This window comes from Amycolatopsis sp. WAC 04169 (assembly GCF_003947535.1).
GTDB lineage: Bacteria > Actinomycetota > Actinomycetes > Mycobacteriales > Pseudonocardiaceae > Amycolatopsis > Amycolatopsis keratiniphila.
The window spans coordinates 296,859-321,697 of the sequence record NZ_QHJI01000011.1 but is presented as its reverse complement, the minus strand read 5'-3'; the positions used below and the strand labels follow the sequence as shown (position 1 = coordinate 321,697).

The 24,839-nt window shown below is 69.6% G+C and carries 27 protein-coding genes; 20 read left to right on the top strand and 7 right to left on the bottom strand.

From position 1 onward, the window contains the following. Window positions 1-72: 72 nt before the first annotated feature. From DMC61_RS31050 to DMC61_RS31040, 3 genes are read left to right on the top strand one after another with little or no spacing between them, the layout of a single operon-like run. Window positions 73-417 (top strand): hypothetical protein, encoded by a 345-nt coding sequence (locus DMC61_RS31050; RefSeq protein WP_063272094.1) that lies wholly within the window; start codon window positions 73-75, stop codon window positions 415-417. Continuing rightward, window positions 414-1,367 (top strand): aldo/keto reductase, encoded by a 954-nt coding sequence (locus DMC61_RS31045; protein WP_125693613.1) that lies wholly within the window; start codon window positions 414-416, stop codon window positions 1,365-1,367. The genes DMC61_RS31050 and DMC61_RS31045 overlap by 4 nt, the downstream gene beginning before the upstream one ends. A gap of 56 nt (window positions 1,368-1,423) precedes the next feature. Beyond that, a complete protein-coding gene (locus DMC61_RS31040; protein WP_125693611.1) occupies window positions 1,424-2,029 on the top strand; it encodes a hypothetical protein in 606 nt (201 codons plus the stop codon). Here the strand turns inward: DMC61_RS31040 and DMC61_RS31035 are convergent. Next, complete coding sequence (locus DMC61_RS31035) at window positions 2,026-2,544, bottom strand: NUDIX hydrolase (protein ID WP_063272939.1); 519 nt, start codon at window positions 2,542-2,544, stop codon at window positions 2,026-2,028. The two genes, DMC61_RS31040 and DMC61_RS31035, sit on opposite strands and share 4 nt — an antisense overlap. 43 nt (window positions 2,545-2,587) lie before the next feature. On the opposite strand from DMC61_RS31035, the gene dop reads away from it, so the two are divergent. The 4 genes from dop to prcA all read left to right on the top strand — a co-directional run bounded on the left by dop (window position 2,588) and on the right by prcA (window position 6,111). After that, on the top strand, window positions 2,588-4,090 hold the full coding sequence (gene dop, locus DMC61_RS31030) for a depupylase/deamidase Dop (RefSeq protein WP_016334163.1): 1,503 nt from the start codon (window positions 2,588-2,590) through the stop codon (window positions 4,088-4,090). A 97-nt stretch (window positions 4,091-4,187) separates the two neighbouring features. After that, window positions 4,188-4,382 (top strand): ubiquitin-like protein Pup, encoded by a 195-nt coding sequence (locus DMC61_RS31025; RefSeq protein ID WP_005150863.1) that lies wholly within the window; start codon window positions 4,188-4,190, stop codon window positions 4,380-4,382. 77 nt (window positions 4,383-4,459) lie between these two features. Beyond that, on the top strand, window positions 4,460-5,296 hold the full coding sequence (prcB, locus tag DMC61_RS31020; RefSeq protein WP_016334164.1) for a proteasome subunit beta: 837 nt from the start codon (window positions 4,460-4,462) through the stop codon (window positions 5,294-5,296). Window positions 5,297-5,349: 53 nt separating this feature from the next. Further along, complete coding sequence (gene prcA, locus DMC61_RS31015; protein WP_125693610.1) at window positions 5,350-6,111, top strand: proteasome subunit alpha; 762 nt, start codon at window positions 5,350-5,352, stop codon at window positions 6,109-6,111. Between the two features lie 430 nt (window positions 6,112-6,541). Here prcA and DMC61_RS31010 read toward each other — a convergent pair whose 3' ends face one another. After that, entirely contained in the window at window positions 6,542-7,180 is a 639-nt protein-coding gene (locus DMC61_RS31010; protein ID WP_125693609.1) for an RICIN domain-containing protein, read from the bottom strand. 286 nt (window positions 7,181-7,466) lie between these two features. Here DMC61_RS31010 and DMC61_RS31005 point away from each other — a divergent pair, with 286 nt between their 5' ends. Next, the gene (locus DMC61_RS31005; protein ID WP_125693608.1) at window positions 7,467-8,441 is read left to right on the top strand and encodes a helix-turn-helix transcriptional regulator; all 975 of its coding nucleotides are present in this window, start codon (window positions 7,467-7,469) and stop codon (window positions 8,439-8,441) included. Here the strand turns inward: DMC61_RS31005 and DMC61_RS31000 are convergent. Beyond that, window positions 8,438-9,916, bottom strand: coding sequence for a bifunctional phosphatase PAP2/diacylglycerol kinase family protein (locus DMC61_RS31000; protein WP_125693607.1), 1,479 nt, complete (start codon window positions 9,914-9,916; stop codon window positions 8,438-8,440). The two genes, DMC61_RS31005 and DMC61_RS31000, sit on opposite strands and share 4 nt — an antisense overlap. Window positions 9,917-10,063: 147 nt before the next feature. On the opposite strand from DMC61_RS31000, the gene pafA reads away from it, so the two are divergent. From pafA to DMC61_RS30980, 4 genes are all read left to right on the top strand, one after another. Then, entirely contained in the window at window positions 10,064-11,422 is a 1,359-nt protein-coding gene (gene pafA, locus DMC61_RS30995; protein WP_016334169.1) for a Pup--protein ligase, read from the top strand. An 80-nt stretch (window positions 11,423-11,502) separates the two neighbouring features. Further along, window positions 11,503-12,546 (top strand): oxidoreductase, encoded by a 1,044-nt coding sequence (locus tag DMC61_RS30990; RefSeq protein ID WP_125693606.1) that lies wholly within the window; start codon window positions 11,503-11,505, stop codon window positions 12,544-12,546. Between the two features lie 12 nt (window positions 12,547-12,558). After that, window positions 12,559-12,900 carry a helix-turn-helix transcriptional regulator gene (locus tag DMC61_RS30985; RefSeq protein WP_016334175.1) on the top strand — a complete coding sequence of 114 codons (342 nt, stop codon included), beginning with the start codon at window positions 12,559-12,561 and terminating at the stop codon, window positions 12,898-12,900. Between the two features lie 71 nt (window positions 12,901-12,971). Next, complete coding sequence (locus DMC61_RS30980) at window positions 12,972-13,835, top strand: TIGR03620 family F420-dependent LLM class oxidoreductase (protein WP_125693605.1); 864 nt, start codon at window positions 12,972-12,974, stop codon at window positions 13,833-13,835. On the opposite strand, the gene DMC61_RS30975 is transcribed toward DMC61_RS30980, so the two are convergent. From DMC61_RS30975 to DMC61_RS30965, 3 genes are read right to left on the bottom strand one after another with little or no spacing between them, the layout of a single operon-like run. After that, a complete protein-coding gene (locus DMC61_RS30975; protein WP_125693603.1) occupies window positions 13,832-14,530 on the bottom strand; it encodes an SDR family oxidoreductase in 699 nt (232 codons plus the stop codon). The genes DMC61_RS30980 and DMC61_RS30975 overlap by 4 nt on opposite strands. After that, entirely contained in the window at window positions 14,527-14,979 is a 453-nt protein-coding gene (locus tag DMC61_RS30970) for an SRPBCC family protein (RefSeq protein ID WP_016334178.1), read from the bottom strand. Before DMC61_RS30970 ends, DMC61_RS30975 begins: the two co-directional genes overlap by 4 nt. A gap of 32 nt (window positions 14,980-15,011) precedes the next feature. Then, entirely contained in the window at window positions 15,012-15,947 is a 936-nt protein-coding gene (locus tag DMC61_RS30965; RefSeq protein WP_125693601.1) for an NADP-dependent oxidoreductase, read from the bottom strand. A gap of 103 nt (window positions 15,948-16,050) precedes the next feature. Between DMC61_RS30965 and DMC61_RS30960 the strand changes: the two genes are divergently transcribed. The 7 genes from DMC61_RS30960 to DMC61_RS30930 all read left to right on the top strand — a co-directional run bounded on the left by DMC61_RS30960 (window position 16,051) and on the right by DMC61_RS30930 (window position 20,986). Next, window positions 16,051-16,482: a helix-turn-helix domain-containing protein gene (locus DMC61_RS30960; RefSeq protein WP_016334180.1), complete on the top strand. Its 432-nt coding sequence runs from the start codon at window positions 16,051-16,053 to the stop codon at window positions 16,480-16,482. A gap of 9 nt (window positions 16,483-16,491) precedes the next feature. Further along, window positions 16,492-17,472 (top strand): YafY family protein, encoded by a 981-nt coding sequence (locus DMC61_RS30955; RefSeq protein ID WP_016334181.1) that lies wholly within the window; start codon window positions 16,492-16,494, stop codon window positions 17,470-17,472. After that, entirely contained in the window at window positions 17,469-18,446 is a 978-nt protein-coding gene (locus DMC61_RS30950) for a YafY family protein (RefSeq protein ID WP_016334182.1), read from the top strand. Before DMC61_RS30955 ends, DMC61_RS30950 begins: the two co-directional genes overlap by 4 nt. Window positions 18,447-18,455: 9 nt before the next feature. Beyond that, on the top strand, window positions 18,456-18,665 hold the full coding sequence (locus DMC61_RS30945; protein WP_005150907.1) for a bacteriophage holin: 210 nt from the start codon (window positions 18,456-18,458) through the stop codon (window positions 18,663-18,665). 38 nt (window positions 18,666-18,703) lie between these two features. Then, window positions 18,704-19,036, top strand: a complete 333-nt coding sequence (gene tatA, locus DMC61_RS30940) for a Sec-independent protein translocase subunit TatA (protein ID WP_044853269.1) — start codon at window positions 18,704-18,706, stop codon at window positions 19,034-19,036. A 95-nt stretch (window positions 19,037-19,131) separates the two neighbouring features. Then, on the top strand, window positions 19,132-20,103 hold the full coding sequence (gene tatC, locus DMC61_RS30935; protein WP_016334184.1) for a twin-arginine translocase subunit TatC: 972 nt from the start codon (window positions 19,132-19,134) through the stop codon (window positions 20,101-20,103). Between the two features lie 7 nt (window positions 20,104-20,110). Further along, on the top strand, window positions 20,111-20,986 hold the full coding sequence (locus tag DMC61_RS30930) for a diacylglycerol kinase family protein (RefSeq protein WP_125693600.1): 876 nt from the start codon (window positions 20,111-20,113) through the stop codon (window positions 20,984-20,986). Here the strand turns inward: DMC61_RS30930 and DMC61_RS30925 are convergent. Continuing rightward, window positions 20,970-21,557, bottom strand: a complete 588-nt coding sequence (locus tag DMC61_RS30925) for a hypothetical protein (RefSeq protein WP_125693598.1) — start codon at window positions 21,555-21,557, stop codon at window positions 20,970-20,972. The genes DMC61_RS30930 and DMC61_RS30925 overlap by 17 nt on opposite strands. A 112-nt stretch (window positions 21,558-21,669) precedes the next feature. Between DMC61_RS30925 and DMC61_RS30920 the strand changes: the two genes are divergently transcribed. After that, window positions 21,670-24,447 (top strand): RNA helicase, encoded by a 2,778-nt coding sequence (locus DMC61_RS30920; protein WP_125693596.1) that lies wholly within the window; start codon window positions 21,670-21,672, stop codon window positions 24,445-24,447. The last annotated feature ends 392 nt before the right edge of the window (window positions 24,448-24,839 follow it).

Here is a 24,839-nt window from a genome sequence, read left to right as displayed (position 1 = left end):
GGACGATGTGGTCGACGCCTCCCGCGTGGCGCTCGGCCGAACCCGCCGTATAACGACCTATACTTTCGGGCTGTGAGCGAATCCTCCGGGCGCCCGCGCGCGCCGATCACCGAAGCCGATGTCCTGGCCTGGCTGGAAACGACGGCCGCCGCCGTCCGGGCGGGCGAGGTGAGCGCGCCCGAACTGATCGAGCTGCTGGGCGAGTTACGCAGGGCTTCCGCGGCGTGCGCCGACGCCTCCGACTGGGCGTTGCTCGCCGCGAGGGAGGAGGGCGCCAGCCTCCGTCAGATCGCGCCGGTGTTCGGCAAGGGTTACGTTCGGGCCCCGGCGGCCCGCCTCGAAAAGCTCCACCGGCAGGCGCAGAATTCGAGCCAGTGGCTCGCGATCCTCCGCCACAAGAACGAAGGAGCCCTGTGACGGACACGGAAATCCCCGTCGGCGACCGGATCGCCGTCGGGCTGGCGGCACTCGGCAGGCCCGCGTACATCAACCTCGGCCGGACCGAGGCGCTGCCGCCGGGGCGTGAGTTCGAAGCGATGCGTGCGGCCACCTACGACGTGCTGGACGACGCGTACCGCGCGGGCGTCCGCTGGATCGACGTCGCCCGTTCGTATGGTTCTTCGGAGGAGTTCCTGGCCGGCTGGCTCGCCGACCGCGGCCACGCGGACGTGACGGTGTCGAGCAAATGGGGCTACCGCTACGTGGGGGAGTGGAAGCTCGACGCGCCGGTGCACGAGGTCAAGGAGCACACCGCGGCGCGGTTCGCCGGGCAGTGGGCGGAAACCGTTGACCTGCTGGGGAAGGCGGTCTCGCTCTACCAGGTCCACTCGCTCACTGTGGACAGTCCGCTGTTCACCGACGACCGGCTGATCGGCGCGCTCGCCGAACTCGCCGCCGGCGGTGTCCCGGTGGGTTTCTCCACGTCCGGGCCCGCCCAGGCGGACGCGGTGCGCCGGGCGTTCGAGCTGGAGGTGGCGGGGATCCCGGTCTTCAGCGCCGTGCAGTCGACGTGGAACCTGCTCGAACCTTCCGTCGGCCCGGCGCTCGCGGAAGCGCACGCCGCCGGGAAACGGGTGCTGGTCAAGGAAACCGTCGCGAACGGACGCCTCGTGGTCGAGCCGCCGTCGTCGCTCGCGCGGATCGCGCGGGAGCACGGGGTCGGGCCGGACGCGGTGGCCATCGCGGCTGTGCTGGCACAGGATTGGCGGCCGGTCGCGGTCATCGGCCCGTCGAGTACGGGGCAGCTGCGGGAGAATCTCGTTGCCGCCAAGGTAAAGCCGACCGCCGACGAGCTCGCGGAACTCGCGACGCTCGCCGAGGAGCCGTCCGCCTACTGGCGGCACAGGTCCTGCCTCGGGTGGCAGTGAAGGGCTGGACTAGTCTCGCGGCAAACGTCAGGCGGGACATCGGGGAGGACTCGAGAGTGCGTCATCGGCAGGTGCTCGCGGTGGCGACGGTCGCGCTGTTCGGTTTGTCGGGCTGCGCCGACCGTCCCAACGATCTCGACACCTACTACGACGACCCGACACCGACGCCCACGGTGGAGCCCGCACAGCCTTCGGTCAAGCCGCAGGCGAACCCGGTTCCGCCGCCGACGACCCAGGCTCCCGTTCCCGCGGCCGTCTCCGCCGCGTTGCTGACCGACGAGGACGTCGCCGAGGAAGAGGTCGTTCCCGGCGAGAGCAAGGTGTCCGGCTGTCTGACCGGTCTCACCCGCGGCACGAGCCGTTCGGCGTCGTGGTCGTACCCGAGCGGCTCGACGCTCGAACATCAGGTCACCGAGTACACCGATCGTGACGCTTCGGACGTCGTCACCCAGGCGGACTGCGAAGGCAGGAAACTCACCCTGCCGAAGCAGACCGGCATCCAGGTGCAGCGCGCGTGGTGCGAGGACACGACGTGCACCGTGTTGCTCGCCAAGGGGAAGCTCGTCTCCGCCCTCAGCGTGACCGCCGGGACCGAAGCGCGGGCGACGGACGCGGCGAAGCGGTTGCTGCCGATCGTCGCGCAGCGCCTCCGTTCGGCCTAGCGCGCATCTTCCCGCCGGAACCACTCCAAGGCGCCGAGACGCCCATCGGGGATGAACCGGCTCTCCGGATCCTCGAGCCACGAACGCAACTCACTCAGCGTCAGCCAGCGTCCTTCGACCACTTCGGACGGCTGATGGACGAAAGGGCCGTCCCAGCGCGTTTCGAAGGCGAAATTGTGGGCACGGATCGTGTCGTCGTCGGTGACGTGGACGAAGAGCGGGCGCAGTTCCACTCCGTGAACACCCAGTTCTTCGGCCAGTTCCCGGCGTGCGCATTCCTCCGGGGTCTCGCCCGCGGCGACGATGCCGCCCGCCCAGCAGTCCCATGTGGAGGGATAGACGTCCTTGGTGGCCGTGCGGAGATGCACGTAGACACGCTCTCCGTCACTCGAACGGACCAATACCACGCCCGCCGCGTGCCAGAGCCCTTCGGCGCGGACCCGGGCGCGCGTGGCCGCTCCCACCGCGGTTCCGTCGAGGTCATAGAGCGCAACGAGTTCGTCACTGCCTGACATGGGGGGCATCGTCGCACGCCTCCGACCCCGTAGGGTGGTGGGTATGCGGCGGATCATGGGAACCGAAGTCGAGTACGGCATCGCGGTGCCGGGCGACGCGACGGCGAACCCGGTACTCACCTCGACCCAGGTCGTGCTGGCCTACGCGGCCGCGGCGGACATCCCGCGGGCGAGGCGGGCACGCTGGGACTACGAGGTGGAATCACCCCTGCGCGATGCCCGCGGGTTCGACCTGACCGGCCCGAGCGGCCCAGGGCACGACCCGGACGTCGAGGACCTCGGCGCGGCGAACGTGATCCTGACCAACGGGGCGCGGTTGTACGTCGACCACGCTCACCCGGAGTATTCGGCGCCCGAGGTGACGAACGCGCGCGACGCCGTCATCTGGGACAAGGCGGGCGAACGGGTCATGGAGGAGGCGGCGCGCAAGGCGGCCACCGTCCCCGGGCAGCCCCCGCTGCAGCTGTACAAGAACAACGTCGACGGCAAGGGCGCGAGCTACGGCACGCACGAGAACTACCTGATGCAGCGGTCGACCCCGTTCACCGCGGTGATCGGGGGACTGACGCCGTTCTTCGTCTCCCGTCAGGTGATCACGGGTTCCGGCCGGGTCGGCGTCGGGCAGCAGAGCGAGGAAGCGGGCTTCCAGCTCTCGCAGCGGTCCGACTACATCGAGGTCGAGGTCGGCCTGGAGACGACGCTCAAACGCGGCATCATCAACACCCGCGACGAGCCGCACGCCGACGCGGACAAGTACCGCCGACTCCACGTCATCATCGGCGACGCGAACCTGGCCGAGTACTCGACGTATCTCAAGGTCGGCACGACGGCGCTGGTGCTGGACCTGATCGAGGCGGGCATCCGGTTCGACGACCTGAAACTGGACGAGCCGGTGCGCGCCGTGCACCAGATCAGCCACGACCCCACGCTGAAGGCGAAGGTGTCGCTGGCCAACGGGCGCAAGTACACCGGGCTGGACCTCCAGTTCGCCTACCACGAGATCGCGTCGGCGAACCTGGAGCGTACCGGCGCGGACGAGGCCTCCAAGGAGGTCCTGCGGGTCTGGGGCGAGATCCTCGACGCGCTGGCGCGGGACCCCCAGGAATGCGCGGACAGGCTGGACTGGCCGGCGAAGCTGCGGTTGCTCGAGGGCTACCGCGCGCGGGACCAGCTGGCCTGGGGTGCGCCGCGGTTGCGGCTGGTCGACCTGCAGTACTCGGATGTCCGGCTGGACAAGGGCCTGTACAACAGGCTCGTCACCAGGGGTTCGATGAAGCGCCTGGTGACCGAGGAGGAGGTGCTGGAGGCGGTCACGACCCCGCCTTCGGACACCAGGGCCTATTTCCGGGGCCGCACGCTGGAGAAGTACGCCAACTCCATCGCCGCGGCGTCGTGGGATTCGGTCATCTTCGACGTCGGCAGGGAATCGCTGGTGCGGATCCCGACGTTGGAGCCGTTGCGGGGCACGAAGGCCCACGTGGGGAAGTTGCTGGACGACTCCGCGACCGCCGAGGAGCTGGTGGAGGCGCTCACCGGTTCGGACTAGCGGGATTTCCTTTCATCGGGGTTAAGCGATCACGGATCCCACGGAATGTCGGGACCGCTGGGTAGGCTAGGAAACATCGGCCACACCGGGAGGCGAGATGGCTCAGGAAAAGATCGAAAAGCACGGCGGAGGCGACTCGGACGAGGAGTTCGAGGGCGGCGGTCCGGCGGGCCAGGAGCGGCGCGAGAAGCTCGGTGAGGACGTCGACACGATCCTCGACGAGATCGACGACGTGCTCGAAGAGAACGCCGAGGACTTCGTCCGCGCGTACGTGCAAAAGGGCGGCGAGTAGCTCGTTTCCCGGCGGCCCCTGCCCGGGGCCGCCTGTGCGGAGCCTGCGGATCACACAGATTGGAACTTTGAGCACGTATGGAACACACCTCGGGTAAGTCGGCGCTGCCCGCCGCGTACTTCTCGTCGGCGACCTCGTCGTTCTCGGACTTCCTTCGGGCGCAGGCGCCCGAGCTGCTCCCGGAGCGGCGGGTCGCGACGGGCGCGGGCGGGCTGGACGCGCCGCACGGCACGACGATCGTCGCGGTCAAGTTCGCGGGCGGGGTGCTGATCGCCGGTGACCGGCGGGCGACGTCGGGCAACCTGATCGCCTCACGCGACATGGAGAAGGTCCACGTCACCGACGAGTACTCGGCGGTGGGCATCGCGGGCTCGGCCGGGCTGGCGATCGAGATGGTGCGGCTGTACGCGGTCGAACTGGCGCACTACGAGAAGATCGAGGGTGTTTCGCTCTCGCTCGACGGCAAGACGAACAAGCTCGCGGGGCTGGTGAAGTCCAACCTCGAGATGGCGATGGCCGGGCTGGCCGTGCTGCCGTTGTTCGTCGGGTACGACCTCGACGCCGAGGACGCGAAGCACGCGGGCCGCATCGTCTCGTACGACGCCACGGGCGGGCGCTACGAGGAGAACGCCGGCTACCACGCCATCGGTTCGGGTTCGCTGTTCGCCAAGGGTTCGCTGAAGAAGCTGTACGACCCCGACGCGGACGCCGAAGGCGCGATCCGGACGGCGGTCGAGGCGTTGTACGACGCGGCGGACGACGACACCGCGACCGGTGGGCCGGATCTGGTGCGCCGGATCTTCCCGACGATCGTGACGGTCACCGCGGAGCAGGGTGCGGTGGCGTTGCCGCCCGAGCAGACGACGGCGGTGGCCGAGGCGGTCGTGGCCGGACGAGCCGAGCGCGGTCGCTAGCCGTCTTTCCCCTGTCCCTTCCCGATGAGAGCCCGAAAGAGCGGAGCACCACAGTGACGATGCCGTTGTACGCCTCTCCCGAGCAGTTGATGCGGGAGCGTTCCGAGATCGCGCGCAAGGGCATCGCGCGTGGCCGGAGCGTGGTCGTGCTCAAGTACCGCGGTGGCGTGCTGTTCGTGGCCGAGAACCCCTCGGCGACGTTGCACAAGGTGTCGGAGATCTACGACCGGATCGGTTTCGCGGCCGTGGGCCGCTACAGCGAGTTCGAGAACCTCCGTGTCGCCGGCATCCGGCACGCGGACCTGAAGGGCTACCAGTACGACCGGCGGGACGTCAGCGCGCGTGCGCTGGCGAACGCCTACGCCGCGACGCTGGGCAGCATCTTCACCGAGCAGCTGAAGCCGTTCGAGGTCGAGGTCTGTGTCGCCGAGGTCGGCGACACCGCCGCCGAAGACCAGCTGTACCGGCTGACCTACGACGGCTCGATCTTCGACGAGCCGAAATTCGTCGTGATGGGCGGTCAGGCCGACACGCTCACCACGAAGCTCAAGGAGAGCTTCGAGCCGGACATGGAGCTGGGTGCGGCGCTCGGTGTCGCGGTGAAGGCGTTGCGCGACAACACCCCCACGCCCTCGAACGGCGATTCGGACCCGGTGAAGCTCGAGGTCGCCGTGCTGGAGCGGGAGCGGCGGGGCCGCAAGTTCCGCCGGGTCGCCGGTGCGGCGCTGGAGGCGCTGCTGCCCGCCGAGCCGGAAGAGCCGAAGAAGGACGAAGCCGAAGGCGACAAGCCCGACGGTGAGTCCAAGAAGGACTGAGCCTCTGTACGTGAAGGGCCCCTTTCCCGCGTTGGGAAGGGGCCCTTCGCTTTCGGCACCGTACACAATGGAATGCCGTGAAGGCCTCCTTGAGGGACCCAGAGTCCCTTAAGGAGGCCTTCACGGACGCGGTGGTCCCACCAGTAGCCACTGGGCCTGCGCGGGTAGGCACTAGCGGAGAGGTGTGGGCTGAAGGCTCCCTTCACCGAGTCTGATGCGGCGAAAGGAGCCTTCGCCCCCGGTCGGCTATGGGAGCGGCGGTTCGGGTTAGAACCCGAAATGCCACTCACGACTTCCGTGACAAACCGCCCTCGCCGCCGGGGACCGACTCAAGGATCACTTGAGCGACGTGGACGCCAGAAAGCCGTGAAGGCCTCCTTCCCTACCTTGAGAGTAGGGAAGGAGGCCTTCACGGATCAGTCAGCCGACATCAGGCGGGGGTGTCGCCCCACCACTGGCTGCGGCTGCCGGCGATGAAGCTCCACAGCTGGAGCCGCGTGCCGTTGGTGGACGAGTTGCCCTCCGCGGTCAGGTAGCGGCCGCTGGCCGGGCTCTGGAAGCGCACGTAACCCTCGGGGTTGACGGTGCCGCCCCACCACTGGTTCTTGGCGCCGGCGATGAAGTCCCAGAGCTGGACGACGGTGCCGTTGCGGTTGATGCTGTTGAGGTCCGCGTCCAGGTAGCGGCCGCTGGCCACGTTCTGGAAGCGGGAGTAGCCCTCGGGGTTGTCGGTGATGTAGAACGCCTGGTGGTCCGCGTCCAGGTTGCAGTCCCAGAGCTGCATCTTGGTGCCGTTGCGGTTGATGGTGTTCAGGTCGGCGTCCCAGCACTTGTTCGGGTTGAGCCCGGACGGGATGAGGTACATGTCCGCGTCGGCGACACCCGCGGCCTGCGTGCGCGCACCGGTCGGGGTGCGCTTCACCGGGATGAGCTTGATGCCGTGCACGGTGACCGTGTTGAACCCGTCGCCGGTGGGCTTCGGGGCCGCGGTCGCGGCCGGGGCGGTGACCAGGGTCAGGACACCCGCGGCGGCGGCGATGATTCCCGCCAGACGCTTCATTTTCGTCATTTTCTTTCCCCTTTGTGGAAAGCGTTTTCTCCCAGTGAGCTGAAGGGGAACGGCAGAAGACGACAGGCCGCGACGAAACGCGGCCCGCAGGCCAAGCCGGTGAATCCCCCTCGTGGAAGGCGCCGCGTAAACCCCCGAGAAGCGGGCCTTCTCCGAACATCATTCAGGTCTGAACCACGGTCGTCGAGGAGATTTCCGATGGCGGCAATAAGGCTGTTCAGCGATGTAACGGAATGGCCTGGCTCGCGATCACACGGCGACGACTCCGATCAAGGCGAGGACATCCGTGCGCATCGAGCTGACGTTGCAGGACCTGACGCGCGTTCGGCTCGCGCCCGAAGCCGATCCCTTGGCCGAGCTGGTTTCGAGTCTGCAGATCCTGCAACGGCGCGACGCGGGCTCGGCGTTGTTCAATCGGTGGCGGCACCGGGTTCGGCTCGGCTTGGCGGAGTCGGCTTCGGTGCTGCTGTGGTTGTGCCGCCCGTATGCGCCGATCCCGTCGTTCCTCGTGCCGGGCGTGGACGAAAGTGGTTTGGAGGCGGGGCTGGCGGAAGTGGCCCGCACCGACCCGGTGGGGTTGAAATCGGCGTTGCGGGATCTCCCGGTGAACCGGGAGCTGCCGTCGTGGGCGGCGGGATTGCCGGACGGGGACACGGCCGGGCTGCCGAGGCTCGTGCAGGCGATGCAGGACTACTTCGAGCTGTCGCTGGCGCCGGGCTGGGAGTCGGCTCGGGCGCAGGTCGACGCGGACCGCGGGATGCGGGCGCAGTTGCTCCTGCACGACGGGGTGGACGCGATGCTCACGAGCCTGCGGCCGCTCGTGCGCTGGTCCTCGCCGATGCTGGAAGTCGGCGACGGCATCGTCGGTTCCTGCGGCGCGGACGGGGCCGGGCTGATCGTCTCGCCGACGTACTTCGCGGTGTGCCCGGTGATCGTCCCGGCGGCGGGACGATCACCGGTCCGGCTGCTCTACCCGTCGGTGCGGCAGGCGGCCCCGTCGACCGGATACGGCCGTGACGTGCGGAGATCGCCGGAAACCGCCCTCGCGGACCTCCTCGGCCCGACCCGGGCGGCGACGCTGGCGGTCCTGGCGGTCGGCTGCAGCACGTCGGAGCTGGCCGCCCGGCTGGGCGTGACGCCGTCGGCCGCCAGCAAGCACGCCGCCGTGTTGCGGCGCGCCGGGCTGATCACCACCGAGCGGGACCGCAACGCCGTGCTCCACGCGCTGACTCCCTTGGGCACCGCCCTGCTCGGCAGCTAGAGCCGGTAGATGGTGAGCGCGCTGGGCCGCGACCGGAAGCGGAAGTCGTTGCCCAGCGGGCCGACCTCGCCGTCGGTGGCGACCCGGCGGTTGCCGTTGAGCAGCCGGACGTGCAGCTCCGGGACGTCGAGCTCCTGGTAGACGTGGCTGGCGTTGAGGCTGTTCGTGATCGTGGCGAGGATGAACCGCGCCCGCGAATACGGCACGTCGGCGCGCAGGTAGCGCACGTCGAGCAGGCCGGTGTCGAGGGCAGGGCGGCGTGAGGGCGCGAACCCCTTCGGCGAGTAGGTTCCGTTGCCGACGAAGAGCAGCCAGATGCTGGTGTGCTTGCCGTTGAGGGTCACTTCCAGCGGTTTGGCGCGCCGGAGGGTGCGGGCGAGCGCGATCGCCGCGGACGGCCACTTCGGATGCCGCTTCTGGAGCTTTTCCCGGATCCGGACCATTTCCGGGTAGCCGCCGAGGCTGGCGGTGTTGACGAAATAGCGGTGGTCGTCGTCGTGGTTGATCTCGACCTCGCCGAGGTCGACTCCGACGGCGTTGCCGGCTTCCGTCGCGGCGTCCGCGTCGGGCATCGAACGCATGCCGACGTCGCGGGCGAAATGGTTCAGGGTGCCCGCCGGGATGAGCGCGAGCGGCAGGTCGTGGTCGGCCGCGACCGAGGCCACCGCGGCGACCGTCCCGTCGCCACCGGCGACGCCGAGCGCGCGCACGGTGTTGTCGCGGGCGGCGATCTCGTCGCAGAGCTGGTCGCGCAGGTCCCGTTTCGCGTCCGGGTACAGGATGGTGGCCTTGGGCCAGGCGAAGCGGGCTTCCTCGGTCGGGTCCTGGCCGTCGATCCCCGAATGCGGGTTGACCAGGACGAGCATGTCCTCGCCGTCACGCATCTCGGGCGCCTCGGCGGTGTGCGCGGTGCGGCCGGGGACGTCGTCGTTCAGCGGCCACCAGTGCCGCGTCAGCAGGCCCGCGCCGACGCCGATGCCGATCCCCACCCCGACGTCACTGGGCCAGTGGACGCCCGTGTGGACCCGGGAATAGGCGACCGCGGCGGCCAGCGGCACCAGCGCGGCGCCCGCCTTGGGTGATTCCATCGCGACAGCGGTGACGAAGGCGGCCGCCGACGCCGAGTGGCCGGACGGGAACGACGACGAGGTCGGCCGCCGGACGAGGCGCCGGTGCATCGGCACCTCCTCGGCCGCGGGGCGGCGGCGCGGGAACAGCGGCTTGCCGATCAGGTTCGCCGCCGCGCTCGCCCCGGCGATGGCGGCCACGCCGCGGAGCGCGCCCCGGCGCGTCGGGCCCTTCTTCGCCGCGAGAGCGATCGCGACACACCACCAGAGCTTGGACTTGTCCGCACTTTTGGAGAGTGAGGTGATCACGTCGTCGGCCCTGGTCCTCGGCAGGGCCGCACTGCGTGCCATCAGCCGTCGATCGGTCCGTCCGACCTTGCGGAAAGGGCGTTTGAGCTGCTTTAACACGGGTTCCCCACTTCCGGACCGGGACGTCATGCGCGTGATACCCGATCGGGACTTCCCGCACACCTTTCACCGAATGCAACGTACCGACCGCGTGTCGCCGCCCGAACGGCGCACCTTGAGTGGGTCCTCACCGCCTACTCTGGTGGGATGCAGCGGCGGATCTTTGGCATCGAGACCGAGTACGGGGTCACGTGCACCTTTCACGGGCAGCGCAGGCTCTCCCCGGACGAGGTGGCGCGTTACCTGTTTCGGCGTGTCGTGTCCTGGGGGCGTTCGTCGAACGTCTTCCTGTCGAACGGCTCGCGGCTCTACCTCGACGTGGGCTCCCACCCCGAGTACGCGACGGCCGAATGCGACGACCTCGTCCAGCTCGTCACGCACGACAAGGCCGGTGAGCGCATCCTCGAGGATCTCCTGGTCGACGCCGAGCGGCGGCTGGCGGACGAGGGTATCGGCGGCGACATCTTCCTGTTCAAGAACAACACCGACTCGGCGGGCAACTCCTACGGTTGCCACGAGAACTACCTGGTGACCCGTGCCGGGGAGTTCTCCCGGATCGCCGACGTGCTGCTGCCGTTCCTGGTGACCCGGCAGCTGATCTGCGGCGCGGGCAAGGTGCTGCAGACGCCGCGCGGCGCGGTGTACTGCCTGTCCCAGCGTGCGGAACACATCTGGGAAGGCGTCTCCAGCGCCACCACGCGTTCGCGGCCGATCATCAACACCCGCGACGAGCCGCACGCCGACGCCGAGCGCTACCGGCGCCTGCACGTGATCGTCGGCGACTCGAACATGGCCGAGCCGACCACGATGCTCAAGGTGGGCTCGGCGAATCTGGTGCTGGAGATGATCGAGGCCGGTGTCCAGTTCCGTGACTTCACGCTGGACAACCCCATAAGGGCCATCCGCGAGATCAGCCACGACCTCACCGGCCGCCGCCAGGTGCGGCTCGCCGGCGGTCGCGAGGCGTCGGCCCTGGACATCCAGCGCGAGTACCACGCCCGCGCCGTCCAGCACGTCAAGGAGACGGGTTCGTCGCCGCAGTCCGAGCGCGTGGTCGAGCTGTGGGGCCGGGCGCTGGAGGCGGTCGAGCAGCAGGACTTCAGCAAGATCGACACCGAGATCGACTGGGCGATCAAGCACCGGCTGGTCGAGCGCTACCGCAACAAGCACGACCTCGACCTGTCGAGCCCGCGGATCGCCCAGCTCGATCTGGCCTACCACGACATCCGGCGTGGCCGCGGCATCTTCGACCTGCTGCAGCGGAAGGGACTCGTGCGGCGGGTCACCGACGACGGCGAGATCGAACTGGCCAAGGACACCCCGCCGCAGACCACGCGGGCGAAGCTGCGCGGTGACTTCATCGCCGCCGCGCAGGCCGCCGGGCGTGACTTCACCGTGGACTGGGTGCACCTCAAGCTGAACGACCAGGCGCAGCGGACCGTGCTGTGCAAGGACCCGTTCCGCTCGGTGGACGAACGTGTCGAGAGGCTCATCTCCTCGCTCTGAATTACTCCGTGAAGGCCATCTTGGAGGGCGTTGTGCGCTCTAAGGTGGCCTTCACGGATCTTCGAGGGAGAGGTGCGCCGATGCGCCGTGCGTTGCTGGTCGTGCTGGGAGCGGTCGTCCCGCTGGCGTTCACCGGCGTCGCGCACGCCGCGCCGGAGTGTCCCGATCCCGCGTGGGTGGAGACCCCGACAGGCACGGACGCTCAGCTTCGCGGTCTCTCCGCGGTCGATTCCCGTACGGCGTGGGTCAGCGGCAGCAGGGGCACCATCCTGCGCACCACCGACCGCGGCCGCACCTGGAAGGCGAGCGCCCCGGCCGGGACCGAGGCGCTCGACTTCCGCGACATCGAGGCCTTCGACGCCGAGCACGCGGTCGCCCTGTCGATCGGGCCCGGCGACGCGTCCCGGATCTACCGCACCGACGACGGCGGCGCGAGCTGGCGACTGTCCTTCCAGAACACCGATCCGGCCGCCTTCTACGACTGTCTCGCGTTCTTCGACCACCGGCGCGGCCTCGCGATGAGCGATCCGGTGGACGGCAAGTTCCGGTTGCAGTCCACTTCGGACGGCGGCCGCACCTGGAAGCCCGTGCCCGCCGAGGGGATGGTCCCCGCGCTGGACGGCGAGTTCGGTTTCGCCGCGAGCGGCCAGTGCCTCACGACGTCGGGGCCGCGTGACGCCTGGATCGCCACCGGCGGCGGTGCCCGCGCCCGGGTCCTGCACTCCGGCGACGGCGGGAGGACCTGGGAGGCGGCCGACACCTCGTTGCCCAGTGGCGCCTCCGCCGGCGTCTTTTCGGTGACTTTCCGGGATCCGCGGCACGGCGTGGCGATCGGTGGCGACTACGCGGCGCCGAACGCACCCGGTCCGGCGGTCGCGCTCAGCGCGGACAAGGGCCGCACCTGGCGGACGCCGCCCGAGGCGCCGGTCGGCTATCGCTCGGGCTTGGCCTGGTTGGGGAACACGGTGCTCGCCGTCGGTCCGGGCGGGAGCGACGTGAGCCCGGACGGCGGGCGGCACTGGAAGTCGTTCGACACCGGATCGCTGGACTCCGTCGACTGCGCTCGCGGCGCCTGCTGGGCGAGCGGGGCGAAGGGACGGGCCGCTCGGCTCGGCACGGCCTAAGCTCGAAGGACTATGACCGCAGAAGCCGAACCAGTCCCGGAGACCACCGATCATCTGGTCGAGGTGTTGAAGGCGCTCGCCAACCCGATCCGGCTCCAGGTGCTCGGGTGGCTGCGCGAGCCGGACCGGCATTTCCCGCCGGAGAAGGCGATCGCCGACCAGAACGAGGTCGGCGTCTGCGTCAGCCATCTCCAGGCCAAGCTGGGGCTCGCGCAGTCCACGGTGTCCGCGTACATGGCGTTGCTGCAGCGCGCCGGGCTCGTCGAGTCCACGCGGGTGGGGAAGTGGACCCACTACCGTCGCGACGAGCGGCGCATCGCGCAGCTCGTCGACCTGCTGGGACGCTCCATCTGAGCTCGCCCGGGAATAACATATCGAGGATCTGCGATACTTCGATATGTTGGACTCGACCTGAGGAGAGACAGATGGAACTGGGGCGTTTCGGGATCTGGACGTTCGACTTCGAGGATCAGCCCGCGAGCATGCTGCGGGATTCCGTGCGGGAACTGGAAGAACTCGGCTGGCCCGCGATCTGGATCCCGGAACGGGACGGGCGCGAAGCACTGACCCACGCCGGCTTCCTGCTCGCGTCCACCGAGCGCATGGCCGTGGTCAACGGGATCGCGCGCATCGGCTCCCGCGGCGCGCGCTGGACCCATGGCGCGGCGCTCCTGCTCGCCGACGCGTATCCGGGCAGGCACGTCCTGGGGCTCGGTTTCGGTGGAGCACAGTCCGGAGTCAAGCCGCTCGACGCGATGAGCGGATACCTCGACGAACTCGACACCGTCACCAGCTCGAACCCGTTGCCCGCCGCGCCGATCCAGCGGCTGCTCGCGGCGTACGGGCCGAAGATGCTCGGCCTGGCCCGCGACCGGTCCGAGGGTGCGCACACCTATCACGTGACGGTGCCGCACACCGCCCAGGCGAGGGAAGTGCTGGGGGAGAAGGCCTTCCTCGGCGTCGAGCACGCCGTGCTGTTCGAAACCGACCCGGGCAAGGCGCGCGAGATCGCCCGCGAACACCTGCACGTGTACCTGACGTCGGAGTACAACGTCGCCAAGTACCGCCGGCTCGGCTACACCGAAGCCGACATCGACGGCGGCCGCGGCAGCGACCGGCTCGTCGACGATCTCGTGTTCTGGGGCGACCTCGACACCATCGTCGCGAAACTGCACGGGCATCTCGACGCCGGCGCCGACCATGTGGGCATCCAGGTGATCGGTGTCGAGCCCGGCGAGTCGGCCATGCCGCACTGGCGGCGGCTGGCCGAAGCCCTGCTGCCGCGCTAGCGGACCTGGCCCGTCGGGCGGACCACGATTTCGTTGACGTCGACCGAGGGCGGCTGCTCCAGCGCGTAGAGCACCGCCCTCGCGACGTCGTCGGGTTCCAGTTTCGGCTTGGACTTCGAGTCCTCGGGGATCATCGAGGTGTCGACCAGGCCCGGCTGCACGACCGTGACCCGGACGCCGGTGCCGACGGCCTCCTCGCGGATGGAGCCGGCGAGCCCGGTCACCGCCCATTTCGTCGCCGAGTAGAGGTTCCCCGGGCGGTGGTAGCGCCCGGCGACCGAACCGGTGAGCACGAGGTGTCCCTTCGATTCCGCGAGCGACGGCAGGGTCGCCCGCGCGGTGAGGGCGGTGCCGTAGACGTTCGTCAGCACCATGTCCCGCCACTGTTCCGGGTCCGCGCCGCCGTCGCCGAAGAACGAGACGACGACGCTCTGCCCCGCGTTGGCGAACACCGCGTCCAACCCACCGAAGGTCTCCTTCACCGTTTCGACCGCCGATGACAGCGAAGCCCAATCGGTGACATCGGCCGCGAGCGCCAGAGCGCGATCCTCGCCGAACTCCGCGACGAGCGGGAGCAGCGCCTCGCGGTCGCGGGCGAGTAGCGCGAGGCGGAACCCGGCCGCCGCGGCCCGGCGTGCGGTGGCTTCGCCGAGACCGCGGGAGGCGCCGGTGATCAGCAGTACTCGATCGTTCATGCCTCCAAACTAGGCGGCGTGTAGGTGTCCCACTCCGGCACCGGTTCGCCGACGAGCGCGGCGCCGAGCCGGTCGAGGTAGAAATGCCAGCCCTTGAGGATGTCCGAGGTGTCCCAGTCGGGCCGGGGCATCCGGTGCACGAAGTCGAGCACCGTCCCGTCGCCGTGCGGGGTCAGGGTCAGCTCCACCCGCCAAGTGGGCTCGTCGGTGTTGTGCAGATCCATGGCCAGGCGCTTCGGCGGATCGCATTCGCGGATGACGGCCGGCCCCGGTTCGGAACCCTCCTCGGCCGTCATCGTCAGCATGATCGTGTTGCCGACCCCGGGCTCGCCCGTCCAGGTTCCGATCCAGCGGGCCGTGCGGTCTGATTCGGTGAGTGCCGACCACACGTCTTCGATCGCGTCCGGGTACTCACGCCGGAGTTCGAGCCGGATCTCGTCGTTGTCCATATTGTGAAGATAACCATGGGCTTAATTAAGCGTCAACTTATGAGCACGAGTCGTCCGCGCAGACCGCCCGCCGCGAGGCGTTCGTGGGCCTTCACCGCCTCGGTCAGCGGCAAGGTGTCCGCGACCCTCAGAGCGAGCGTGCCGTCGTCGACCATGGCCGCCAGTCCGGCGAGCGCGGCGCCGTCGGCACGGATCCAGACGTGCTCGACCTTGATGCCGCGCAAGGGGACCGGGGCCGCTCCGGCCGCGAACACCACGAACCGGCCACCGTTCGTCACGGCGTCCAGCGCTTCGAGTCCGAGGAGGGCGGTGTCGAGGACCGCGTCGACACCGCCGGGGATCACCGCCCGCACCCGTTCCGCGAGGAAATCCCCGCGGGGCACGAAAATCTCCGCGCCGAACTTGCGGACCAGCGTCTCGTCGGCGGGACCGGCGACCGCGACCACCCGGAAACCGCGTGCCTTGGCCAAGGTGACCGCATAGCCGCCGACGGCCCCCGCCGCACCGGTCACCAGGACCGTCGCTCCCGGCGGGAGGTCGAGAAGATCGAGCGCCTGGACCGCGGTGAGCCCGTTCAACGGCAGGGTCGCGGCCTCCGCGGGAGACGCCGTCCGCGGTGCGGCGGCGAGCGCGCCCACGTCGAGGACGACGAACTCGGCGTACGTGCCGAGCGCCGCCGACGGCCGGTCCTGCAGGCCGATCACGCTGTCTCCGACGGCGAATCCGGAGACGCCGTCGCCCACGGCGTCGACCGTCCCCGCCACGTCCCAGCCGATCCCGAGCACCTCACGCGGCGGGACGATCCCCGCCTCGGTCAGGAACCCCGATCGGGTCCCGGCGTCGACCGGGTTGACCCCGGCCGCGGCCACCTTCACACGCACCTGGCCCGGGCCCGGTGACGGCACCGGGACTTCGGCGAACTCCAGGACTTCCGGTCCGCCGAACCGGCGGACCACCACTGCACGCATCGTTTCTCCTCCAGGGATCGTTCCCCGCGAACGTATGGGGAGTTACTCTCCATCGGGAAGTACGCACCTCGAGGTGCCCAACCCACGCGGAGGTACGCGCACCGTGGTCACGCGCACGGCACAGGAACGGCGGGACGAGGAGAAACGGGCTTACGACGCCTATCTCGCGGCCTGCCCCGCCCGGAAGCTGCTCGACGAGGTCTCGGGCAAATGGGTCAGTCTCGTCCTCGTGGCGCTCGGCGACGGGCCACAGCGCTACAGCGATCTCTCCCGCCGGATCGCCGGTGTCAGCCAGAAGATGCTCACGCAGACCCTGCGGACCCTGGAGCGGGACGGCCTGCTGACTCGCACCGTCACCGCGTGCGTGCCGGTGCGCGTGGACTACGAACTGACCGAGCTTGGCCGGAGTCTCCGGCAGCTGCTGGCCGGGATCAAGGACTGGGCGGAGACCCGGTTCGACGAGGTGGAGACCGCCAGGGACCGTTACGACGCGCGATCGGCGGCTGTCACCATCGGGTCGGACGGCGCGGGCTAGGGTAGCCGGGTGTCCACCGCACGCGCCGAACGTCTGGTCAACCTGGTTCTGGCCCTCCTGTCCACCCGGCAGTACCTCACCGCCGAGCGGATCCGGGGCATCGTGCCCGGGTACGCCGACGCGGCCAGCGACGAGGCGTACTTCCGCATGTTCGAGCGCGACAAGACCGAACTGCGCGAGCTCGGCATCCCGCTGGAGACCGGCCGCAACTCGGCGTTCGACGCCATTGACGGCTACCGCATCGCGCGCCGCGACTACGAACTCGGCGAGATCGACCTCGCGCCCGACGAAGCGACCGCGGTCGGACTCGCCGTCCGGCTCTGGGATTCCCCGGAACTGACCGGTGAGGCCCAAGGCGCGCTGGTGAAACTCCGCGCGGCCGGCGTCGAGGTCGACGACCACGCCCCGACCGTCGTCGAACCCCGCGTCCGGGCCGAGCCGGCGTTCGGCCCGCTGCTGGCCGCCGTCCAAGCCGGACAGGCGGTGCGTTTCGAGTACCGCCGCAGTGGTTCGGCCGAGCGCAAGATCCGCACCCTCGAACCGTGGGGTGTGGTGTCGTGGAAGGGCCGCTGGTACGTCGTCGGGCACGACAGGGACCGTGGCGCGTCCCGTTGCTTCCGCCTCTCGCGCGTGACCGGGAAGGTCGACGCCTTCGGGGAAACCGGCGTCGTCGAACGCCCGGAAGGGGTCAACCTGCTGAAGATGGTCTCCGCCAGCAGCGGCGAGGACCCGTCCGCGCCGACCATCGCCAGTGTCTGGGTCGCCGACGGCCGGGCCGCCGGGGTCCGCCGCCGCGGCCGGGTGGTCGGCCGCAGCGACGCCGGGGGAGAAGAAGGCGACCTCGTGGAAATCGAGCTGTACTACCCGGAATCCGCCGCGGACTGGCTCACCGCCCACGGCCCGGACGTCCTCGTCCTCGAACCCGAGGTCCTCGCGAAGTCGGTCTTCAGCCGTCTCGAAGCCATCGCGCACGCCGGTGGTGCCCGATGAGCACCACCGGACGGATGCCGCGCCTGCTCGCCCTCGTGCCTTATCTCCTCGCCCGGCCCGGCATCAAGATCGACGACGCCGCTCACGACTTCGACGTCACGCCCAAGCAGCTCCGCAAGGACCTCGAACTGCTGTGGATGTGCGGGCTGCCCGGCTACGGGCCCGGTGACCTGATCGACCTCTCCTTCGAGGGCGACACGATCGTCGTCACGCACGACGCCGGGATGAACCGTCCGCTGCGGCTCACCGGCGGCGAGGCGACGGCCATGCTCGTCGCGCTGCGAGCCCTGGCCGAGACACCCGGTGTGGTCGACGCCGACGCGGTCCGCCGCGCCATCGCGAAGATCGAGGTCGCCGCGGGGCAGGCGCAGCCGTCGGGGATCGTCGTCGGCGGGGGAGTGCGCGAGGGCAGGAAGACCGCGGGGACGCGCGAAGCCGTCCGGTCCGCTCTCACCGCGAAGCGCGCTTTGCGGATCCGGTACTACACCGCGTCGAAGGACGAGATCACCGAACGCACCGTCGATCCCATGCGGCTGCTCATCGTCCAGGCGGTCGGCTACCTCGAAGCGTGGTGCCGCCGCGCGGAGGGTGTCCGGCTGTTCCGGCTCGACCGCATCGACGAGCTCACCGTGCTCGACGAACCCGCCGTCCCGCCGGCACACGCCCAGCCCACTGACATTTCCGATGGTGTTTTCCGGCCGCGTCCCGACCAGCAGGAAGCCGTCCTCGTCCTCGATCCCGACACACGCTGGGTAGCCGAGTACTACCCCTGCGAGGAACTCGACGAGCTCGACGGCGGGCGGCTGCGCATCCGGATGCGTTACGCCGACGAGTCCTGGATGGTCCGGCTGATCCTCGGCCTCGGCGGAGACGCGCAGGTCGAGAGCCCGGCCGCGCTCGGAGAGGCAGTTCGTCGACGAGCGGCCGACGCACTGGCCCGGGCTCGTCACCTAACGTCAACCTACGAGCAGTAGGGTGACGCCGTGTCGTACCTGCCGAGCATCGCGCTCGCCGTCGCCGGGCTGATCCTGCTCTTTGTTCTGCTAATCAAATTACGCAGAGTCTTGCGCGTGCTCACCCATACGATGAGCATGGTGGCTACGAACACCCGAAAACGGACAGGGCTCCTTCGTGCCAGGTCGGCCGCGCTGCGCGTGGCGATCGCGCAACGGCGTGGGCTCGAAGACCGGTAACATCACCTACGACAGACTCGAGAAGGAGGCCGCAAACGATGAACGCGCTGCAGCCGTGGCACATCATCATCCTGGTGCTCGTCGTTGTCCTGCTGTTCGGCGCCAAGAGGCTTCCGGACGCCGCGCGGTCCATCGGCAAGTCCATGAAGATCTTCAAGGCCGAGACCAAGGACATGGCCGGGGACAAGGACAAGGCCGCCGAGACCGAAGAGGTCGAGACCAAGCAGCTGCCGCAGGCCACCACGCCCGCGCCCGCCGCGACCGCGCAGGACAAGCAGGTCGCCGACCTCCAGCGTCAGCTCGACGAGCTCAAGAAGCAGCAGGCCGCCGCGCCCGCTCCGGCCGAGCAGGCGCAGAAGAACGCCAGCTGAGCGGTCTTTAGTTAGCCAAGCGGAGCCTGTTCGCGGATGAGCGCGCCGGAGACCCGGCGCGCTCATGGTGGACCCTGACGAGAACGGACTGTCCAGTGGCGGATTCCGCCTCCGGTGAGGAGCGCCGCGGCTCGAAGCGGCGCAAGCGCAGCCGTCGGACCAACCCCGACGGCACGATGACGCTCATCGAGCACATCTACGAGTTCCGCCGCCGTCTGGGCTTCGCGCTGCTCGCCATCCTGGCGGGCGGGATCATCGGCTTCATCTGGTTCCAGACCAGGGTCGGCCCGATCCCGTCACTCGGCCAGATCATGACCGGCCCGTACTGCGGGATTCCGTACCAGCGCAGGCTCGGCGGGGAAGCCAACGGTCCTTGCCAGCTGCTCCAGACGGTGCCGTTCGAAGCCTTCATGATCCAGCTGAAGGTCGGTCTCGCCGCGGGCGCGGTGCTGCTGGCGCCGCTGTGGCTCTACCAGATCTGGGCGTTCATCGCGCCCGGCCTCTACTCGAAGGAGCGCAAGTACGCGCTCACCTTCGTCTTCTTCGCCTCGATCCTCTTCGCCTGCGGCGCGGTGCTCGCGTACCTGCTCATCCCGCACGCTCTCGAACTGCTGATGAACTTCGGTGGTGACCAGTTCATCACCGCCCTCACCGGTGACAAGTACATCTCGTTCATCCTGTCGCTGCTGCTGATCTTCGGCGTCAGTTTCGAGCTCCCGCTGTTCGTGGTGATGCTGAACCGCGTCGGCGTCCTGAAGTACCAGACGCTGAAGAAGTGGCGCCGCGGCCTGATCATGGTCGTGTTCGTCTTCGCCGCCTTCGCGACGCCCGGTTCGGACCCGTTCTCGATGCTCGCACTGGCGGGCGCGCTGGTGGTGCTCCTGGAGCTCTCCATCCAGATCGCGCGCTTCCACGACCGCAAGCTCGACAAGGAACGCGGCACCGAGGGCTGGGATCAGCTCGCCGACGACGAGGCCGCGCCGTTCGACTACACGCCGAGCACGATCGACGAGGAGCCGTCAGCCGCCACCAACGGCAAGCGCACCAGCACCGACGACGTCACCTGAGCCGGGGATGCACGCGGCGCTGGCCGTCCACCCCGCCTCGGGTAACGGGGCCGCGGAACGGCTGATGGAGTCGGTCGCGGCGCGGCTGCGGCCCGTCGTCGACCGGCTCGACGTCCTCGTGGCCCACACGGTCGAGGAATCCCGCGCGCTGATGACCGACTCGCGCGCGGCCGGTCTGGACGTCCTCGTCGTGCTCGGCGGTGACGGCGCCGCGCACCAGGGCGTTCAGTTCTGCGCCGAGTCCGGGGTCGCGCTCGGGCTCGTCCCCGCGGGCACCGGCAACGACTTCGCCAGGGCGCTGGACATCCCCGAACGGCCGCACGCCGCCGTCGATCTCGTCGCCAGGCGGATCGCGGAGGGGAAACGGCGCCGGGTCGACCTCGGGCGGGCCGGTGGCGAATGGTTCGCCACCGTGCTGTGCTCCGGTTTCGACGCACTGGTCACCGAACGCGCCAACCGGCTGACCTGGCCGCGCGGCCCGCGCCGGTACGACGTCGCGATCCTGGCCGAACTCGCCGCGTTCCGGCCCCGGCCGGTGGTGCTCCGCACGGACGTCGAGACGCTCGAACTCGACGCCACCATGATCGCCGTCGGCAACACCCCGTTCTACGGCGGCGGCATGCGGATCTGTCCTGGAGCCGATCCGGAGGACGGCCTGTTCGACGTCACCGTCGTGGGAAACGCGACCCGGCGCGACCTTCTGCGCATGCTGCCCGGCGTCCGCTCCGGGCAGCACGTCGCGCATCCGGCGGTCCGGATCCTCAAGGCCGCCCAGATCCATCTGGTGGGCAGCGACCTGCCCGTCTACGCCGACGGCGAGCCGCTGGGCAGGCTGCCGCTCGACGTCACCTGCGTCCCCAAAGCGCTCACCGTCGTCGGGTGAGCCCGGCGTAGTCGCCCGCCCGCCACACCTGCCCGCGGAACGTCGCGGCCGACATCAGGTCGCCGCGCGGGAAGAACACGCCGCCGCAGCGATGGCAGAACCAGGCCTGCCGCCAGTACGCCAGCGCGTCCGGGATACCGCGCCGGATCCGTGCGTTGCGCCGCAATCGGAGCACGAACAGCACGGCGAACAAGGCGACCAGTGCGAAGGCGCCGAAGGGGAAGATCCAGGCACCGATGGCCGCACCGACCCGGCCGCTCGCGGTCGGTGCGGGGTTCTCGGCGAGCGAGTCGGTGGCGAAGGAGACGAACGCGAACGCCGGGATCAGCAGGACCAGCGCGAGCGCCAGGAAACACCCGCCGCCGCGGAGCACCGGATACGGGTTGAGCGACGCCGCGGTCGCGGTCACCGACACACCCGTGTGCGTCGTCGCGGTGTAGGCCACGCCGTCACCGGCCGGGACGGCCGTCATGCCGCCTTGCACCCGGTAGGTCGTCTGCCCGCTCTGGAACACCGCCGGCACGCTTTGCACCTGGTCGACCTGCGCGCACTGCGGGCAAGCGATCTCCATGGCGTCCCCTCTCGATCTCGAATCCGCCCCTTGGATGACAGAGACGTGGCGGCCGTTCCCGAGATCGTCACACCGAGTGCGAACTGTCGGTGGGGTATGGAACCCTGACGAAGTGGTCAATAGCCCTTCTCAGACCCCGGCCGAGGCCTACGCGGCCTCCCAGCGCCGCGCTCGGTACCCCCAGCTGACCCGCTTCGCGGCCGAATCGTCGTTCGAGTTCGACGACTTCCAGGTCCGCGGCTGCGAGGCGCTCGAAGACGGTCACGGTGTGCTCGTCTGCGCGCCCACCGGCGCCGGGAAGACCGTGGTCGGCGAGTTCGCGGTGCACCTCGCCCTCGCCGAGGGGCGCAAATGCTTCTACACGACGCCGATCAAGGCGTTGTCGAACCAGAAGTACGCCGACCTCGTCGGCCGCTACGGAGCCGACGCGGTCGGCCTGCTGACCGGCGACACGTCGATCAACGGCAACGCGCAGGTCGTGGTCATGACCACCGAGGTCCTGCGCAACATGCTCTACGCCGGGTCTTCGACCATCGGCGAGCTCGCGTACGTGGTGATGGACGAGGTCCACTACCTCGCGGACCGGTTCCGCGGCGCCGTCTGGGAAGAGGTCATCCTCCACCTGCCCGAGCACGTCCGCGTCGTGGGCCTGTCGGCCACGGTGAGCAACGCCGAGGAGTTCGGCGAGTGGCTCGTCGAGGTCCGCGGCGACACCACCGTCGTCGTCGACGAGCACCGCCCCGTGCCGCTGTGGCAGCACATGCTCGTCGGCAACCGGCTGCTGGACCTGTTCGCCGGCCAGGAGGAGCACGCGCCGGGCACCGAACTGCGGATCAACCCCGGCCTGTTGCGGCGCACCGAGGAGGTCGGCGGACGCTTTGCCCCGGCCGGATTGCGCGGACCGCGCGGGCGGCGAGGCGCGCCGTCACGGATGCCGCGGTTCCGGCCGACATCGCGCACGGACACGGTCGAGCGGCTGGACAACGCCGGTCTGCTCCCCGCCATCGTGTTCATCTTCTCCCGCGCCGGCTGCGACGCCGCCGTCGGTCAGTGCGTCCGGTCCGGTCTGCGGCTCAACGGCCCCGAGGAGGTCGAGAAGGTCCGCCGGATCGTCGCCGAGCGCACCAAGGACCTGCCCGAAGGCGACCTCGGCGTCCTCGGCTACTGGGAGTGGCGCGAGGCGCTCGAGCGCGGCATCGCCGGACACCACGCCGGGCTGCTCCCGGCGTTCAAGGAGACCGTCGAGGAGCTGTTCGTCCAAGGGCTGGTGAAGGTCGTCTTCGCCACCGAGACGCTCGCGCTCGGCATCAACATGCCCGCGCGCACCGTGGTGCTGGAAAGGCTGGTCAAGTACAACGGCGAGGCGCACGTCGACCTGACGCCGGGGGAGTACACGCAGCTCACCGGCCGGGCCGGGCGGCGCGGGATCGACGTCGAAGGCCACGCGGTCGTCGTCTGGCAGCCGGGGATCGACCCGAAACAGGTCGGCGGCCTGGCCTCGACGAGGACGTACCCGCTGCGGTCGTCGTTCCGGCCCGGATACAACATGGCGGTGAACCTGGTCGCCCAGGTCGGCGCCGAGTCCGCCCGTGATCTGCTGGAACAGTCGTTCGCGCAGTTCCAGGCCGACCGGTCGGTGGTCGGGACGGCGCGGCGGATCGAGCGGAACAAGGAGGCCCTGCGGGGTTACACCTCCGCCATCACCGGTGATTTCGACGAGATGCTGGAGTACGTCGAGCTGCGGGCGAAGATCTCGGCGCGGGAGAAGGCGCTTTCGCGGCAGAACACCTCCGCCCGCCGGGCGGGCACCGCCGAGTCGCTGGAGAAGCTCCGCAAGGGCGACGTCATCGCCGTGCCCGCGGGACGGCGTGCCGGGCTGGCCGTCGTCGTCGACCCGGGGCTCGACCCGATCCGCGAGCCGCGGCCCGTCGTGGTCACCGAAGACCGCTGGTCCGGACCACTTTCGGTCTCGGATTTCCCGTCGCCGGTCGAGGCACTCGGAAACATCAAGCTGCCGAAGCACATCGAGCTGCGTTCGCCCAAGACAAGGCGCGACATCGCTTCGAGCCTGCGCAATGCGGGAATCTCCTTGCCCGGTAGGCAAAAGCGCCGCGCCGGGGCCAATGAGGACGGTGAGCTGGCCGCGCTGCGGCGGGCGCTGCGCGCGCATCCGTGCCACGGTCTGGCCGAACGCGAGGCGAACCTGCGCTGGGTCGAGCGGTACCAGCGGCTCACGGCCGAGACCGAGCAACTGGAACGCAAGGTCGCCGCGACCACGCACTCGCTGGCGCGCGCCTTCGACCGGATCCTGCGGCTGCTCGGCGAGCGCGGTTACCTCGGCCCCGCGTCGAAGGGCGACGGTGAGGACCGGGTCACCGAACACGGCAAGCGGCTCACCCGCCTCTACAGCGAGTCGGATCTGCTGGCGGCCGAATGCATCCGGCACGACGTCTGGAAGGGCCTGGCTCCCGCCGAACTCGCGGCCGTGGTCTCGACGCTGGTCTTCGAGGCGCGCCGGGACACCGCGGGGGAGCCTCGCCTGCCCGCGGGCAAGGTCGTCGACGCCTGGCAGGCGACCACGCGCCTGTGGATGGAGCTCACCGAAGACGAGCGACGGCACAAACTGGACCGCACCCGCGAGCCCGACGCCGGTTTCGCCTGGCCCGTCTACCGGTGGGCGCGCGGCGAATCGCTGGAGAAGGTCCTCACCGCCGCCGAAGCGAACGGGCAGGAGCTCTCGGCCGGCGACTTCGTGCGGTGGTCGCGTCAGGTCATCGACCTGCTCGACCAGATCCGCGACGTCCTCGGCAAGGCGGATCCGGTCGGGGCGGCGGCTTCGGACGCGGTGAAGGCCTTGCGCCGCGGGGTCGTGGCGGCCGGCGGCGCTTGACCGGCCGGCCGATACGTGTGATCAGACGGACGGTACGAGTGTCGTCCGTCCAGTCACGCGTGTCGTCCGTCTGATCACGCGCGCCGTCCCCTGGGACATGCGTAACCGCCGAAGCGATACGGGATCCCAAGGAGGGGGCGACGATGTAGGAAGCCGGACGTTGAACGTCCCGATCTCCACATTGTCGAGGGATCTCCCCGTCTCGGAGCTTGATCAACGGAAGAATGGGGACACTCGACGTCCCCGATCCTCCGTTGATCAAGCTCGTGCGACCCGGTTCGCGGCCGAGTGGGGAGGATTTGGGACGTTGAGCGTCCCAAATCCTCCCCACTCGACACGAGCGCGAAGAGCACCGGGACGAAGCGGATTCCCGCGGGCAGGCGAACACAGGC